The sequence below is a fragment of the Sphingomonas sediminicola genome (assembly GCF_049991885.1).
Taxonomy (GTDB): domain Bacteria; phylum Pseudomonadota; class Alphaproteobacteria; order Sphingomonadales; family Sphingomonadaceae; genus Sphingomicrobium; species Sphingomicrobium sediminicola.
Map to the genome: position 1 here is coordinate 290,762 of NZ_CP178916.1, position 15,445 is coordinate 306,206.

11 protein-coding genes are annotated in these 15,445 nt (G+C 64.1%); 9 read left to right on the top strand and 2 right to left on the bottom strand.

All coding sequences use genetic code 11. The annotated features are described in order from the left end of the window. Positions 1–27: 27 nt before the first annotated feature. The 7 genes from ACMC5O_RS01495 to ACMC5O_RS01525 all read left to right on the top strand — a co-directional run bounded on the left by ACMC5O_RS01495 (position 28) and on the right by ACMC5O_RS01525 (position 8,440). A complete protein-coding gene (locus ACMC5O_RS01495; RefSeq protein ID WP_187707999.1) occupies positions 28–528 on the top strand; it encodes a hypothetical protein in 501 nt (166 codons plus the stop codon). Further along, a complete protein-coding gene (gene sucD, locus ACMC5O_RS01500) occupies positions 525–1,415 on the top strand; it encodes a succinate--CoA ligase subunit alpha (RefSeq protein ID WP_187707998.1) in 891 nt (296 codons plus the stop codon). The genes ACMC5O_RS01495 and sucD overlap by 4 nt, the downstream gene beginning before the upstream one ends. Then, entirely contained in the window at positions 1,415–4,234 is a 2,820-nt protein-coding gene (locus ACMC5O_RS01505; protein ID WP_426693141.1) for a 2-oxoglutarate dehydrogenase E1 component, read from the top strand. The genes sucD and ACMC5O_RS01505 overlap by 1 nt, the downstream gene beginning before the upstream one ends. A gap of 11 nt (positions 4,235–4,245) precedes the next feature. Beyond that, a complete protein-coding gene (gene odhB / locus ACMC5O_RS01510; protein ID WP_187707997.1) occupies positions 4,246–5,574 on the top strand; it encodes a 2-oxoglutarate dehydrogenase complex dihydrolipoyllysine-residue succinyltransferase in 1,329 nt (442 codons plus the stop codon). Positions 5,575–5,641: 67 nt separating this feature from the next. After that, on the top strand, positions 5,642–7,033 hold the full coding sequence (lpdA, locus tag ACMC5O_RS01515) for a dihydrolipoyl dehydrogenase (protein WP_187707996.1): 1,392 nt from the start codon (positions 5,642–5,644) through the stop codon (positions 7,031–7,033). Between the two features lie 60 nt (positions 7,034–7,093). Continuing rightward, complete coding sequence (locus ACMC5O_RS01520) at positions 7,094–7,726, top strand: hypothetical protein (protein WP_187707995.1); 633 nt, start codon at positions 7,094–7,096, stop codon at positions 7,724–7,726. An 18-nt stretch (positions 7,727–7,744) separates the two neighbouring features. Beyond that, positions 7,745–8,440 (top strand): PepSY domain-containing protein, encoded by a 696-nt coding sequence (locus tag ACMC5O_RS01525; RefSeq protein ID WP_187707994.1) that lies wholly within the window; start codon positions 7,745–7,747, stop codon positions 8,438–8,440. Between the two features lie 5 nt (positions 8,441–8,445). Here the strand turns inward: ACMC5O_RS01525 and sppA are convergent, their stop codons facing one another. Beyond that, entirely contained in the window at positions 8,446–10,305 is a 1,860-nt protein-coding gene (sppA, locus tag ACMC5O_RS01530) for a signal peptide peptidase SppA (RefSeq protein ID WP_187707993.1), read from the bottom strand. A gap of 111 nt (positions 10,306–10,416) precedes the next feature. Between sppA and ACMC5O_RS01535 the strand changes: the two genes are divergently transcribed. Further along, complete coding sequence (locus ACMC5O_RS01535; RefSeq protein WP_426693142.1) at positions 10,417–12,399, top strand: protein-disulfide reductase DsbD family protein; 1,983 nt, start codon at positions 10,417–10,419, stop codon at positions 12,397–12,399. Here ACMC5O_RS01535 and ACMC5O_RS01540 read toward each other — a convergent pair. Then, on the bottom strand, positions 12,368–14,053 hold the full coding sequence (locus ACMC5O_RS01540; RefSeq protein WP_187707992.1) for an amidohydrolase: 1,686 nt from the start codon (positions 14,051–14,053) through the stop codon (positions 12,368–12,370). The genes ACMC5O_RS01535 and ACMC5O_RS01540 overlap by 32 nt on opposite strands. A 52-nt stretch (positions 14,054–14,105) precedes the next feature. Here ACMC5O_RS01540 and ACMC5O_RS01545 point away from each other — a divergent pair, with 52 nt between their 5' ends. Continuing rightward, positions 14,106–15,338: a threonine ammonia-lyase gene (locus tag ACMC5O_RS01545; RefSeq protein ID WP_426693143.1), complete on the top strand. Its 1,233-nt coding sequence runs from the start codon at positions 14,106–14,108 to the stop codon at positions 15,336–15,338. The last annotated feature ends 107 nt before the right edge of the window (positions 15,339–15,445 follow it).

Genomic DNA, 15,445 nt, shown 5'->3' on the forward strand with positions numbered 1-15,445 from the left:
TCCCAAGTATGTAGAGGGAGGTCCAAGATGATGATTTCACTTGCAGCTGTCGCTCTATCGAACACCGCAGCGGCCCAGGCTCTCGTCACGCCCGACCAGCTTCCGAACCTGTTCATTTCAGCCTGTCTCGACGGCAGCGCACGGGCGGCGGATGGCTCAGTCACTCGGATCGACTATTCTGCGCTCCCGAATGAACTGCGCAGCCGCCTCGGCAAGCCCATCGCGGCCCAGGTCTGGAAAATCAACGGGTCGGACGATGCCTATCTATATTCGCTGAGCTTCACGGAACGCGGATACAGCCCCAGGATTTGTGGAGTTGCCTCGCAGAACCTCGTCCTCAGGCCAGCTTCGGCGGCCGTGGAGACGCGGCTTCGCGGCGGAGCGCCATCGGCGGGCTCGTACAAGTCGGTCGAGTGGCTGGACGAAACAGCGGGCTACAGGGCGCTCGCAACACGGGCCGGCGGGTACACGATCCTGCAGGTCAATTGGCTAAGAGATAATCAGGCGGAGGTCCCGCGTACCCAATGAGCATTCTTGTCGATCGCAATACGAAGGTCATCACTCAGGGGATGACGGGCGAAACCGGCACGTTCCACACGCGTCAGGCGCTCGATTATGGCACTCAGATGGTTGGCGGCGTCACCCCGGGTAAGGGTGGGTCCGAGCATCTCGGCCTGCCGGTGTTCGATACCGTGAGGGAGGCGGTCCAGAAGACCGGTGCCGACGCGTCGGTCATCTATGTCCCGCCCCCATTCGCGGCGGACTCGATCCTCGAGGCGATCGACGCCGAGGTGCCGCTGATCGTCACCATCACCGAGGGCATTCCGGTGCTCGACATGGTCCGGGTGAAGCGGGCGCTCGATGGCTCGAAGTCGCGGCTGATCGGCCCGAACTGCCCTGGCGTGCTGACCCCGGGTGAATGCAAGATCGGCATCATGCCGGGCAACATCTTCAAGAAGGGCAGCGTCGGCGTTGTCAGCCGTTCGGGCACGCTCACCTACGAAGCGGTGTTCCAGACGACCAACGAGGGCCTCGGCCAGTCGACGGCCGTCGGAATCGGGGGCGATCCTGTGAAGGGCACCGAGTTCATCGATGTGCTCGAGATGTTCCTCGCTGACGATGAGACGAAGTCGATCATAATGATCGGCGAGATCGGTGGAAGCGCCGAAGAAGACGCCGCGCAGTTCCTTGCCGATGAGGCAAAGCGCGGCCGCAAGAAGCCGGTCGTCGGCTTCATCGCCGGCCGCACGGCGCCTCCCGGACGTCGCATGGGCCATGCCGGGGCCATCGTCTCGGGCGGGAAGGGCGACGCGGAAAGCAAGATCGCGGCAATGGAAGCGGCTGGAATTACCGTCAGCCCCAGCCCATCTGAGCTCGGAACGACCCTGAAAGAGCTTCTGGCAGCATACGCATAATGTCCGATGACAAACCGATCCTGTTCGAACGCGAACCGGGCCCAAGCTGGGCGCGGCCAAACTGGCCCGTGTCCGAGCTGGACGACATTAACCTCGGCCTGGATCCCACTGAGGCCACGATCGAGGCATTCAAGAAAGCAGCGACCGAGAAGGCCGTAGCTGCTGCTCCGGCGGCTGACGCGGATGCGGTGCGTCGCGCTTCCGAAGACTCGATCCGGGCGATGATGCTGATCCGCACATACCGAGTGCGCGGCCACCTCGCGGCGAAGCTCGACCCGCTTGGACTCCACCGGCAGGAGCTGCCGGCCGACCTGACGCCCGAATATCACGGTTTCGGCCCGAACGACCTCGACCGCCCGATCTGGATCGGTGGGACTTTAGGCTTCGAGCGCGCCACAGTGCGTGAGCTCGTGAAGGTGCTGCAGGCGAATTACTGCGGCACGGTCGGCGTCGAATATATGCATATCAACGACCTGGAGGAGCGCCGCTTTATCCAGGATCGCATCGAGGGCAAGAACGCCGAGATCCAGTTCACCCCCGAGGGCAAGCGATCGATCCTCGGCAAGGTGATCGAAGCCGAGCAATGGGAAAAGTTTCTCGCGCGCAAATATGTCGGCACGAAAAGATTCGGGCTCGATGGCGGCGAGAGCGCGGTTCCTGCGCTTGAAGCGGTCATCAAATATGGCGGCCAGTACGGCGTAACCGAGATCGACGTCGGCATGGCACACCGCGGCCGGCTCAACATCCTGTCCAACGTAATGGGCAAGCCGTACCGCGCGATTTTCCACGAGTTCGCGGGCGGCGCGACCAACCCGGCGGACGTCGGCGGGTCGGGCGACGTGAAGTACCACCTCGGCACCTCGTCGGACCGCGAGTTCGATGGCAACAAGGTGCATCTGTCGCTGCTTCCGAACCCGTCGCACCTCGAGGCGGTCGACCCGGTCGTGCTCGGCAAGGTGCGCGCCGTGATGACCATCAGGGAGGACAAGCACGGCAAGACCGTGCTTCCGGTCCTCCTGCATGGCGACGCCGCGTTCGCGGGGCAGGGTATCGTTGCCGAGTGCCTCGCCTTTTCCGGCCTTCCCGGATACGGCACCGGCGGCACCATCCATTTCATCATCAACAATCAGGTCGGCTTCACCACCAGCCCGCAGTTCGCGCGTTCCTCGCCTTACCCTTCGGACGTCGCGAAGTCGGTCCAGGCGGCGATACTCCACGTCAACGGCGATGATCCGGAAGCGGTGACCTTCGTCTGCAAGCTGGCGACCGAATTCCGACAGACCTTCGGCCGCGACATCGTGATCGATATGTGGTGCTATCGCCGCTTCGGCCACAACGAGGGCGACGAGCCGAGCTTCACCCAGCCGCTGATGTATGCTGAAATCCGCAATCATCCTCCGATTTCGCAAATCTACGGCCAGCGGCTGATAGAGCAGGGCGTGGTCGACCAGGGCTGGATCGACCAGCACACCAAGGCCTACACCGATCATTTGGAGCAGGAGTTCCAGGCGGCCGGCAGCTACGTTCCGAACAAGGCGGACTGGTTCGAGGGGCGGTGGAGCGGCCTCAAGCTTCCGGGCGAACCGGTCCTCGGTAGGCGCAACACACCTACCGCCATTTCCGAGGACGAGCTTCGGCGCGTCGGCAATGTGCTGACTACGGTTCCCGGGGGCGTGCACATCCACAAGACGCTCCAGCGCATCCTCGATGCGAAGAAAGCGATGTTCGAGACCGGCGAGGGTTTCGACTGGGCGACCGCCGAGGCGCTGGCGTTTGGAAGCCTGATTGCGGAGGACCACAACGTCCGCCTATCGGGGCAGGACAGCGGCCGCGGCACCTTCAGCCAGCGGCATGCCGTTTGGGTCGACCAGGAGACGGGAGCGAAATACATCCCGCTGACCCACGTTGATGGCGGCCGGTTTGAGGTTCGCGACTCACCGCTGTCCGAGTTCGGTGTTCTCGGCTTCGAGTACGGCTATTCGCTTGCCGACCCGCGCACGCTCGTTTGCTGGGAAGCGCAGTTCGGCGATTTCGCGAACGGCGCACAGACGATCATCGACCAGTTCATTGCCAGCGGCGAAGCCAAATGGCTGCGTGCGAGCGGCCTGGTCATGCTCCTGCCGCATGGCTTCGAGGGACAGGGGCCGGAACACAGCTCGGCTCGCCTCGAGCGCTATTTGCAGCTCTGTGCGGAAGACAATCTGCAGGTCGCCAACTGTACGACACCCGCGAACTACTTCCACATCCTGCGTCGACAGATGCTTCGCGATTTCCGCAAGCCTTTAATCATGATGACGCCAAAGTCGCTGCTTCGACATAAGCTGGCGGTTTCGAGCCTCGCCGACTTCACCGGCGAAAGCCATTTCCGCCGGATTGTCAGCGACCTTCGCCCACCTAAAGAAGGCGAGACGACCCGGCTCGTCCTCTGCTCGGGCAAGCTTGCCTACGAGCTTCTCGACGCTCGCGACGCCGCGGGAGACCCGACGACCGAGATTGTCCGGATCGAGCAGCTCTATCCATTCCCGTCCGAGCCTTTGGTCAAGCGTCTCAAGGCCATGCCCAAGCTGGAAACGCTCGTTTGGGCGCAGGAAGAGCCGAAGAACAACGGCGCCTGGTTCTTCGTCGAAGAGCTGTTGGAACAGTGCCTTGCCGATACTGGTTTCAGGGGCATGCGGCCGCTTTATGCGGGCCGCGACCCCTCGGCTTCCCCCGCGACCGGCCTCGCCAAGCGCCACGCGGCGGAGCAGGCAAACTTGATTGCGGCCGCACTCGGCCATAGCAGCCCTGCCGAGGCCCAGCCTTCGGCGCGTCGGGCATAAAGGAATCATCGATGGCGACTGAGGTCAAAGTTCCCGCGCTCGGAGAGTCGATCACCGAAGGCACGCTCGCGCAGTGGCTGAAGAAGCCGGGCGAAGCAGTCGCCGCGGACGAGCCGATCGCGACTCTCGAGACCGACAAGGTCAGCGTCGACGTTCCATCGCCAACGGCCGGCGTGCTTGCGGAAACGCTGGTGAATGAGGGCGACACGGTCGAGGTCGGCGCAACCATCGCGCGGATCGACGAGAATGCGTCTGCCTCTGTAGCCGCACCCGCGGCCGCTCCAGCCGCAGAAGCCGCGGCTGCGACGACCAATCCGGCGGGCGCCGGCGAGAATCCGCAGCTGCGCGGGTCCGAGCATGCGCCCGAGCCGACGGGCAATGGCAATGGCGAGGGCGACCAGATTACGACGTTGTCCCCGGCGGTTCGCCGCGCGGTGCTCGAACATCATGTCGATCCGAGCAAGATCCGGGGCACCGGCAAGGATGGTCGTCTGACGAAGGACGACGTTCTCGCCGCCGCCGAGGCGCAGAAGGCGGGCGGTCCCGTTCACGAACCGGAAGCACGCGCTCCCGCTCAGGCACCAACGCCTGCACCCGCTGCGGCGCCGCAGCCGGCAGCCAAAGCTGCGCCGGCCGGCGAGCGTCGCGAAGAGCGCGTGAAGATGACGCGCCTGCGCCAGACGATCGCGCACCGCCTGAAGGAAGCGCAGAACACCGCGGCGTTGCTAACGACGTTCAACGACGTCGACATGTCGGCGGTCATCGACGCCCGCGCTCGCTACAAGGATTTGTTCGAAAAGAAGCACGGCATCCGGCTCGGCTTCATGGGCTTCTTCGTGAAGGCGGTTGCACTCGCCGCGAAGGACATTCCGTCGGTAAACGCGAGCATCGAAGGCGATGAGATCGTCTACCACGACTATCTCGACGTTTCGGTCGCCGTCTCGGCGCCAAAGGGGCTCGTCGTCCCGGTCGTCCGCAATGCGGACCGCATGAGCTTCGCCGAGATCGAGAAGACGATCGCCGACTTCGGCAAGCGGGCGAAAGAAGGCACGCTGACCGTCGATGACATGACCGGCGGCACCTTCACCATTTCGAACGGTGGCGTGTTCGGTTCGCTGCTGTCGACGCCGATTATCAACCCGCCGCAGTCGGCGGTGCTTGGCATGCACCGGATCGAGGAGCGGCCGGTGGTCAAGGACGGCCAGATCGTGGCCAAGCCGATGATGTACCTGGCGCTCAGCTACGACCATCGCCTGATCGACGGCCGCGAGGCGGTTACCTTCCTCGTCCGCGTCAAGGAAGCGATCGAGGATCCGACGCGCCTGCTCATCGACCTGTAGAAGACCCGGCACTGGTCAGAAGCGCCTGGCGTCCCTAAGTGGCGCCCACGAACTTTCCGAGGAATAGATGGCTGATTTCGACTTCGACGTGCTGGTGATCGGCGCCGGCCCCGGCGGTTATGTTGCCGCGATCCGCGCCGCGCAGCTGGGCCTCAAGACCGCATGTGCCGAAAGCCGCGAGACGCTCGGCGGCACCTGCCTCAACGTCGGCTGCATCCCGTCGAAGGCGCTTCTCCACGCGTCCGAATATTTCGACGCGGCGGCGAACGGGGCGATGGCCAAGATGGGCATCAAGGTCACGCCCGAACTCGACCTTCCCGCTATGCACGCCCAGCGCCTTGACGCAGTGAAGAGCCTGACCGGCGGTATCGAATTCCTGTTCAAGAAGAACAAGGTCGAATGGCTGAAGGGCCGCGCCAGCTTTGAGAGCGCCGACACGGTCAAGGTCGGCGACCGCACCGTCCGCGCCAAGAACATCGTCATTGCCACGGGCTCGTCCGTCACTCCGCTCCCGGGCGTCGAGATCGATGAGAAGATCGTCGTTTCGTCGACCGGCGCGCTGGAGCTGGAGAAGGTCCCGGATCACCTGGTTGTCATCGGCGGCGGGGTGATCGGGCTGGAGCTCGGCAGCGTGTGGCGGCGCGTCGGCGCCAAGGTCACCTGTGTCGAGTTCCTCGACCAGATACTGCCCGGCTTCGACGACGACGTCCGCAAGGAAGCGAACAAGATCTTCAAGAAGCAGGGCATCGAGTTCCGGCTCGGCACCAAGGTCACCGGAGTGAAGGTGGACGGCGGCAAAGCCACGCTCACAGTCGAGCCCGCCAAGGGCGGCGCAGCCGAGACGATCGAGGCGGACGCGGTACTGGTGTCGATCGGACGCCGGCCGAACACTGAAGGCCTCGCGCTCGACAAGGCAGGTCTGCAAGTCAACCAGCGCGGCCAGATCGAGACCGATCACGAGTTCCGCACGTCCGTCCCAAGCGTCTGGGCGATCGGCGACGTGATCCCCGGCCCGATGCTCGCGCACAAGGCCGAGGACGAGGGCATTGCGGTCGCGGAGAACATCGCGGGCCTGACCGGCATCGTGAACCACGATGTGATCCCGAGCGTCGTTTACACGATGCCGGAAATCGCGGGCGTGGGACTGACCGAAGCGCAGGCGCGCGAGCATGGCGACGTGAAGGTGGGCAAGTTCCCGATGCTCGCCAACAGCCGCGCCAAGACGAACCACGAGCCCGACGGCTTCGTGAAGGTCATCGCCGACGCGAAGACGGACCGCGTGCTCGGGGTTTGGATGATCGCCTCGGTTGCCGGGACGATGGTCGCCCAAGCCGCGCAGGCCATGGAATTCGGCGCGACGTCAGAAGACATAGCCTACACCTGCCACGCCCACCCGACGCACAGCGAAGCGCTGAAGGAAGCGGCGATGGCGGTGACCGGGAAACCGATCCACATCTAGCCGGATCTAAGTCTAGCCTCGGCTGTGGCCGGGGCGCCGATCACCCTGTAATGCATTGGCATGATGATACGGTTGTTCCTGGCGGGCGCGCTTCTGCTCACCTCATGCGGACCGAAGACTCTCGAGTTGCCGTCGCAACCGGTGGATCGGGCCGCGACGTGCGGCGTGGTTGGTGCCGCCGAGGCTCGTGCCGGGACGTCCGATGTCAAAGCGCCCCTGTCCTTTGAGTCGATGGAGCGAATTCTTCATTATCCGCTTCTTGCGGGTTCGGCCGGGGACAGCTTCTCCACGGAAACCGCGAGCGCGGTCCAGAAGAAGATGACGGAGCTTCAAGGCCGGATCATCGCGGGGAAATGGCAGGAGCTCGTCCCCGCTTGCAAGGCGGCCTTCCCGGCGACCGCCCTTAGAAAGGTGGAGCTTCCTGCGGATCGGTTCCAGGCGCAGCTCGGATGTTACGAGCTGGCGGATTTCATTCGCTCCGCGCTCGAGGAGGGTGGCGAATATGACAATGAGCTCGCGCCCTATCATGCGCTCAGCATGAAGCTCGACCCGGTTCTCGGAGCCGGAATGCGCCAACGGGGAGGAGCCGACTTAAAGGCTCAGCAAGATCAGCGGCACAAGGCGCTTGCAAAGATCGTCAAGGCCGGGCCGCCGACGGAAGTCATGCGCCAATGCATCGCCCGGTTCGGCTAACAGCAGAAGGACAAATGAGTGAAACTTCGCGTCCAGTTTCGGCGCTGGCACATCTGGCTGGGCTGGGTTGCCGCAATTCCTATGCTCCTGTGGGTGGTGTCCGGGCTCATCATGGTCGCCCGGCCGATCGAGGATGTGCGTGGGAGCGGATTGCTTCGGGAAGCGGAGCCGATCAGGCTGGCAGGAACGCCGATCCCGCCGATGGTTGCCGGCGTTCCGCTGTCTTCGCTGACGCTTGAGCAGAGAGCAGACGGTCCGCGCTGGGTTATCAAGCTACCCGACGGCAAGACGCGGATCGCAGATCCCAAGACAGGTCTGCTTTTGCCCGCGCTCTCGGCGAGCGATGCGACGCGCGAAGTCGAGGCCCGCTATACCGGCAAGGCCAGGGTGCAGTTCGTCACGCGCACGAGCGCCGACAATCCGCCGCTCGACCTTCGCCGCCCTATCGACGCGTGGAAGATCGAGATGGATGACGGAACGCGCTTCTACGTCGACTCGAGCACCGGCCAGGTCGCGGCGACGCGGACCCGCTGGTGGCGCTTCTACGACCTGATGTGGGGTCTCCACATCATGGACCCGCAGACCCGCGAGGATACACACAATCCGTTCGTGATCGGCTTCGGCATCGTCGCGCTGGCGATGGCCGTTCTCGGCACCATTGTCCTGCCCATGACGATCCGGCGCCGGAAGGCGGCGTCAAACGGTCGGGGCTGAGAGCCTCAAAACAGCCAGTCGCTCAGCGCCGCCAGGAAGCCCACGTCCCGCTTTTCGACACGAGCCGGAGCGACAGACGGGCATTCGAGGCAGCGGACCTGGATGCTCGGCCCTGCGAGGATCGAGCGGAGGTCAGCCATCGCTTCCGCAAGCCTCAGTTGGCCATTGCCGAGGAAAGCGAAGCCGTCAGCCGGCGAGGCGCCTTCGTCGCGGTCCTGCGAGGCGAGCATTTCCAGCAGCTGCTCCTTGAAGCTCGGCGGGCGCTCCAAATAGGTGACACCGCGTTCGTCGCCGAGCTTTGCGAGCTGGGCGGCCTTGGCGATAGCCTCGTCCATTCCCCCGAAACCGTCGACGAGTCCGATCTGGTGGGCCGTTCCGCCGTCCCAGACCCGGCCCTGCGCGATGCGGTCGATTTCCTGGGGAGACTTGCGCCGCGACTGGGCGACGATGCCGAGGAAGCGGCCGTAGATGGAATCGACACCGGTCTGCAGAAGCTCTTCCGCCTCGGGTGATGGGCCGTTCCAGACGTCCGGCTCACCCGAGAGCGGGGTCGTCTTGATGCCGTCGGCGCCGAGACCAAGCTTGGCGCGAGTGCCTTCGAAGCTTGGGAGGATCCCGAACACGCCGATCGAGCCGGTGATGGTCGACGGCTCGGCGTAGATGAAGTCGGCCGGGGTGGAGACCCAGTAGCCGCCCGACGCCGCGACGCTGCCCATCGATACGACGACGGGGAGCTTGCGACGCTTGGCTTCGAGGATCGCCTGCCGGATGCGCTCGGACGCGAGGACCGAGCCGCCGGGGCTGTCGACACGCACGACAAGAGCTTTGAGGTCGTTATCGGCCAGACCGCTTTCGATCAGCTGCGCAATGCTGTCGCCGCCCGCAGTTCCGGGGGAAGCCTTGCCGTCGACGATCATGCCGGCGACGGTGACGACTCCGATCGGGCCACGCTTCATTTCACTGAGTGCGTCGCGCGCATAATCGGCCAGCTTGATTCTCTTGTATCCGCCAAGGGAGTTGTCGTCCTCGCCGCCCAGCTGGGCGAGGCGCTTCTCGAAGTCCTGACGTTCGGCCAGCTTGTCGACGAGCCCGGCGTTGAGTGCGGCCTTCGCGAGATCTCCGCCGGCCGCCTGCACCGCACCAGCGGTATCGCGGATGTAGGAGGCAACCTGCGCCTTGGGCCGGTTCTTGGAAACGCCCTCGAGCCAGGTTTCGAGAAGTGCATTGCCGAGCGCCTGGGCGTTCTGCTCCGCTTCTGGCGACATGTCGTTGCGGATGAAGGGCTCTACGGCCGCCTTGTAAGTGCCGACGCGATAGACGTGCGCATTGACGCCAAGCTTGTCGAGCAGGCCCTTGTAGTAAAGCCGCTGTCCTCCGGGGCCAGTGATCCCGACCAGGCCGAGCGGGTTCAGCCAGATTTCGGATGCCGCTGAAGCGAGCTGGTAACCGTCGTCGGTGTAGCCGGTCGCGTAGGCGAGCACGGGCTTGCCGGACTGGCGGACGTCGCGGATCGCGTTGGACAAGTCCGTAAGGGTCGTCTGACCGCCCCCGGTGAAGCCGTCGAGATCGAGCGCGACCGCTTTCACGCGGTCATCGGACTTCGCGCTCCTCAGCACGGCGAGCAGGTCGCGAAGGCGATATTCCTGGGCGCGGTCGCCTCCAGCGAAGACTTCCGAGAGCTGGGCCTTGGAAGGTTGTTCGACCACGGCGCCGTTGAGATCGAGCGCAAGTACTCCGTCCGAGACCGGCGTCGGCTTTGCCGACAGCCCGGTGTAGAGCAGACCGAAGAACATCAGCATGAAGATCAGGACGAGGACGTCCTTGACGCCGACCAACAGCTTCCAGATTGCCCTAGCGAAGCGCATTCGACCAAATCTCCGAATTAAATCACGGCTCAATTGCTAGCCGAGAAGCCGAACCATTGCGACTCCTCGCAACACTTGCACTCAAGCGGTTCGTCTGTACCGGATTGGGTGATGGTCCGGCGCCTGCTGATCCTGCTCATGCTCCTGTTCGCTCCGGCGATTGCGCAGGCGCGCGGAATCGAGCCGCAACTCGTCGCCGAAGGTCCGGTACAGCCCGGTGGCGAGGTCGAGCTTGCGATCGAGATGCGGACGCAGCCGGGCTGGCACGGTTACTGGCTCAACCCGGGCGACGCCGGCCTGCCGATGTCGGTCAAATGGGAGCTCCCGCCAGGCTATTCGGTCGGGCCGTTGCGCTATCCGGTGCCGGGCCGGCTGAGCATCGCTGGCATCATGAACTACGTCTACGAACATGATTATGCCGTGCTCGTCCGGCTGAAAGTCCCGAAGGACGCGAAAGGCGTGATTCCGGTGCGCGCGAGCGCGCTCTGGCTCGCCTGCACCGACAAGATTTGCGTTCCGGAAAACGGGACGATGGCGACCGAAGTGGTCGTCGGAACCGGCCCGCCAGACTATCGGGCACAGTTCGACGAATGGCGTCGAGCACTCCCGCGCGCGCTGGTGACTCCGGCCAAATTCGAGATCGCCGGCGACAAGCTGCGCGTGGCCGTGCCGCTGCCGCGGGACGTCGCGGTTGAGGAGCCTTATCTGTTCCCTGCGGCTGACGGCCCGGTGGATTATGCGGCCAGGCAGCACTTCCGGCGGCTGGATGACCTGCTGATTGCCGAGCTGCCGCGCCGGTCGGGCGAGCCGAAGGACTTCGCGGGTGTGCTGGCTCTCGGAGACGGCAAGGGGCTGGAGTTGCACGCCGTGCCCGGCGACGTGCCGACGGGGGGACGGGCGCTCGGTGAGACCGGCACGAACGCAATTCTTTGGGCGGTACTCGGCGCGATCGCAGGCGGATTGCTCCTCAATCTGATGCCGTGCGTCTTTCCGATCCTCGCGCTCAAGGCTTTGCACCTCGCGAAAAGCGGCGGGCACGAACGCGAGGCGAGGCGGGATGCGCTTGCCTACACTCTGGGCGCGATCGTCGGCACGGGAGCGTTGGGCGTCGCCCTGCTAGCCATCCGTGCTGCTGGAGCGGAGGCGGGCTGGGCGTTCCAGCTGCAGGACCCGCGGACAGTTATGCTGCTCCTGCTTCTGGCGACGGCAATCACGGCAAACCTCGCGGGCCTGTTTGAATTGCCAGTGCTCGGAGGTCGGATGCAGCCGGCAGGCGGATTCGCGACCGGCGCGCTGGCGGCTTTTGTCGCAACACCCTGCGCTGGACCATTCCTGGGCGCCGCGCTGGGAACGGCGCTGCTTCTGCCAATCGAAGGCGCGGTGCTCGTCTTTGCTGCACTCGGCTTTGGGCTCGCGCTGCCGTTCCTGCTGGTGGCGTTCGCTCCGTCACTCAGGAAGCTGCTGCCAAAGCCGGGACCTTGGATGCAGAAGTTCCAGCGCATCCTGTCCATTCCGATGGCCCTCACGGCCCTTGCCTGCGTGTGGCTGCTATATCGTCAGACCGGCACACAAGGGCTCTGGCTCGCGGCCGGGGCAATCTTCGTCGTCGTTGGATCTCTGCTTTTCATCGGGAAGATGCAGCGAGAGCAGAAGATGGGAGCATGGCTCGTTGGCCTGCTCCTGATTGCGGCCGCAGGGACGTTTGTCGCGCTCATACCTGCTCGGTCGGTTAGCGGAACGAGCGTCCCTGCAGGCGCCGCGAAATGGAGCGAGCAGGCGGTCGTCGACGAGCTCAAGCAGGGAAAACCCGTATTCGTCTATTTCACCGCCGACTGGTGCCTGACGTGCAAAGCAAACGAGGCGGCTGCGATCGACCGCGCGGAAGTGCAGGACGCGTTCAAGGCGGCTGGCGTGGAGACTTTGGTAGGCGACTGGACCAACGGCGATCCGGAGATCACGCGATTCCTGGAGAACCGAGGCCGCGCGGGGGTGCCGCTTTACCTTTGGTACGAACCCGGCCGCGATGCCGAGGAACTGCCTCAGATTCTTACGCCGTCGATGCTCATTTCCCGCGCTCGCCAGCCTCGCCGCTAGCGCGCGACCAGACCTTTTTCCCCGCGACCCAGGTTTCCAGGACCTGTGTCCGAGCGAGGTCCTGCGGATCGGAAGCACTGATGTCGCGGTCGACAATAATGAAGTCGGCCCATTTGCCGGGCTCAAGCGCGCCGATCTTCTGCTCTGCAAATCCCGCATAGGCAGCGTCTCGAGTGAAGCCCGATAAGGCCTGCTCAAAGCTGACGCGCTCTTCCGGAATCCATCCACCTTGCGGCTGGCCGTTTATGTCCTGACGGCTGACCGCAGCGGAAAGTCCTGGGAAAGGGTTGGGCGATTCCACAGGGAAGTCGGAACCGAAGGCGATCCGCGCGCCGGACTTGATTACCGACTGCCACGCATAAGCGCCCCTGAGACGATCCGGTCCGAGACGCTTTTCAGCCATGAGCCGGTCGCTGGTTTGGTGGGTCGGCTGCATCGAGGCGATGATCCCCGCAGGCGCCAGGCGCGGGATGTCGGCCGGATCCGCAATCTGAAAATGCTCGATCCGCCAGCGCCGATCTTTGCCGTAGTTTCTCGAAAGCTGCTCGTAGGCGGAGATGACCTGAGCGTTGGCGGCATCACCGATCGCGTGAACCGCGATTTGGAAGCCGCGGCTCGCCGCTTCATCGGCTTTCGCCAAGAGCTCTGCATTCTTGAGGAACTGCAGTCCGCTCGTGTCCGGCTTGTCGGCATAGGGAAGCTTCAGCCATGCCCCGCGCGACCCAAGCGCTCCATCGGCGTAAAGCTTGAAACCGACCATCCGCAGCCGGTCGTCATATTGCCATTCGGTCGGGCGTTCGTTCGCAAGCGGCTGCGAGCCGTCGGCATAGGCTATGATCCGCATTCGAAGCTTTCCTGCGGCGCCCAGGCGCTGCATCGCGTCCCAGCTGCTTCTCGCCGTGCCCATATCGGCAACAGCCGTGATTCCATTCGAGAGCAGGAATTCCTGTGCTGCCTCCAGCCCGCGATCCATCATTTCCGTGGTCGGCTGAGGAACATGGCTGGCGACAAGTGCGATCGCGTTGTCGACGAGAAGGCCCGTGGGCTCAGACTTCGCGCCGCGCTCGATCTTCCCGCCCTGAGGATCGCGGGCGGCGGACGTGACTCCGGCAGTCTTGAGCGCAGCCGAATTGGCTATCACTGCATGCCCGTCCACTCGCGCGAGCATGACGGGGCGGCCCGGAACCACGGCATCCAGGTCGGCGGCCGTTGGAAACCGTTTGTCCGGCCACAACTCTTGGTTCCAGCCGCGTCCAACTATCCAGCCTGTCCCAGGATTGGCCTTGGCGTAGGCCGCCAGCCTTTTTTGCAGGTCGGCGATCGACGACGTGCCGTTAAGGTCGAGCTGGAGGATCATCAGACCCAGCCCCATGTCGCCGCCCGGCGAATCTACCACATGGCCGTGCGCATCGATCAGACCTGGCAGGAGAGTGCGCCCGCCGACATCGACGCGCCGCGCGATCGGCATGACCGCATCCTGTTCGTCCCGAAGGACCTGCACGACCTTGCCCTTGTCGTTGACGACCAGCGCCCTGAACCGCTGCAATTGGCCATCCGGTCCGACCTGAATCCCGCGGGCGTTGTCGATGAGGGTGTCGGCGAGCGCCGGTGAGGACAGGAGCACCGCGAGCGCGGCGAGAAGGGCTTTGCGCATCAGCGCGGCATAGCATTGTTCCGAAGGCGCGGAAGGTCTAGCGATGCGGCCCATGTTGCAGGCCTCAAGCGTTCAGCCTCCCACCATCGATGACATCCGCGCCGCCGCCGAGCGCATCGAAGGCGCCGTCGTGCGCACCCCGATGCTCAAGAGCCGCACGCTCAGCGAGATCATTGGTGCCGAGGTCTGGCTGAAGTTCGAGAATCTGCAGTTCACCGCGGCGTACAAGGAACGCGGCGCGCTCAACAAACTGCTGCAGCTTACTCCCGAAGAAAGGGCGCGCGGAGTCATCGCTGCGTCGGCGGGCAATCACGCACAAGCGGTCGCCTATCATGGCAAGAGGCTAGGCATTCCGGTGACGATCGTCATGCCGGTGTCGACCCCGACGATCAAAGTGACCCAGACCGAAGGCCACGGCGCGAAGGTCATCCTTCACGGAACCAGTGTCGACGACGCCTTCGTGAAGGCGCGCGAGCTGGAAGCCGAAGAGGGCTTCGTGTTTATCCACGCGTTCGACGACCGGCAGATCATTGCGGGCCAGGGCACGATCGCGCTGGAAATGCTCGAGGACGCGCCTGGGCTCGACACGTTGGTAATCCCGATTGGCGGAGGCGGGATCATGTCGGGCATCGGCATTGCCGCCCGCGCTTTGAAACCGGACATCGAGTTGATTGGGGTCGAGGCGGAGCTTTATCCCTCGATGAAATGCTCGATCGAGGGCTGCAACATGCCGTCCGGCGGCGACACGCTCGCGGAAGGCATCGCAGTCAAGAAGCCTGGCGAGCTGACGAGCAGAATCCTGAAAGACCTCGGAGTCGAGGTCCGGCTTGTCGAGGAGCGGGATCTCGAGCGAGCGGTTGCAATGCTGGTCGCCATCGAAAAGAGCGTTGTCGAAGGGGCGGGCGCCGCAGGGCTGGCAGCGATGCTTGGAGACCCGAAGCGTTATGCCGGCAAGAAGGTCGGCACGGTGCTTTGCGGCGGGAACATCGACACGCATTTGCTCGCCAATGTTCTGGTACGCGACCTCGTCCGTTGCGGTCGCATTGCGCGGCTTCGCGTCGCCGCCCAGGACCGTCCTGGAGCGTTGGCCGCGATCACTGCCAAGTTTCACGAAGCGGGCGTCAATATCATCGAGATCAACCACAGCCGCATTTTCACACGCCTCCCTGCGAAGGACACAGTGATCGAAGTCGAGTGTGAGGCGAGGGACGCCGAAGCGATCGATGATGTCGTGAAACGGCTGGAATCCGCGGGTTTCGACGTTGAACGGGCGTCTCTCGACTAACCTGCGTTAATTCACCGAGTTTCCCACTCCGGGACAGCGCTATCGTTAACCCTCTTTTCGAGGGGCAAACTCTTTTCATCGACGTTTACCAGTCGCATAAAGTGTTG

Bases quoted from the DNA above. Each gene is read 5' to 3' on its own strand.
- ACMC5O_RS01520 (WP_187707995.1), top strand. From the start codon at position 7,094: ATGATGATACGGTTGTTCCTGGCGGGCGCGCTTCTGCTCACCTCATGC.
- ACMC5O_RS01495 (WP_187707999.1), top strand. From the start codon at position 28: ATGATGATTTCACTTGCAGCTGTCGCTCTATCGAACACCGCAGCGGCC.
- ACMC5O_RS01505 (WP_426693141.1), top strand. From the start codon at position 1,415: ATGTCCGATGACAAACCGATCCTGTTCGAACGCGAACCGGGCCCAAGC.
- ACMC5O_RS01545 (WP_426693143.1), top strand. From the start codon at position 14,106: ATGTTGCAGGCCTCAAGCGTTCAGCCTCCCACCATCGATGACATCCGC.
- sppA (WP_187707993.1), bottom strand. From the start codon at position 10,305: ATGCGCTTCGCTAGGGCAATCTGGAAGCTGTTGGTCGGCGTCAAGGAC.
- ACMC5O_RS01535 (WP_426693142.1), top strand. From the start codon at position 10,417: ATGGTCCGGCGCCTGCTGATCCTGCTCATGCTCCTGTTCGCTCCGGCG.
- sucD (WP_187707998.1), top strand. From the start codon at position 525: ATGAGCATTCTTGTCGATCGCAATACGAAGGTCATCACTCAGGGGATG.
- lpdA (WP_187707996.1), top strand. From the start codon at position 5,642: ATGGCTGATTTCGACTTCGACGTGCTGGTGATCGGCGCCGGCCCCGGC.
- odhB (WP_187707997.1), top strand. From the start codon at position 4,246: ATGGCGACTGAGGTCAAAGTTCCCGCGCTCGGAGAGTCGATCACCGAA.
- ACMC5O_RS01540 (WP_187707992.1), bottom strand. From the start codon at position 14,053: ATGCGCAAAGCCCTTCTCGCCGCGCTCGCGGTGCTCCTGTCCTCACCG.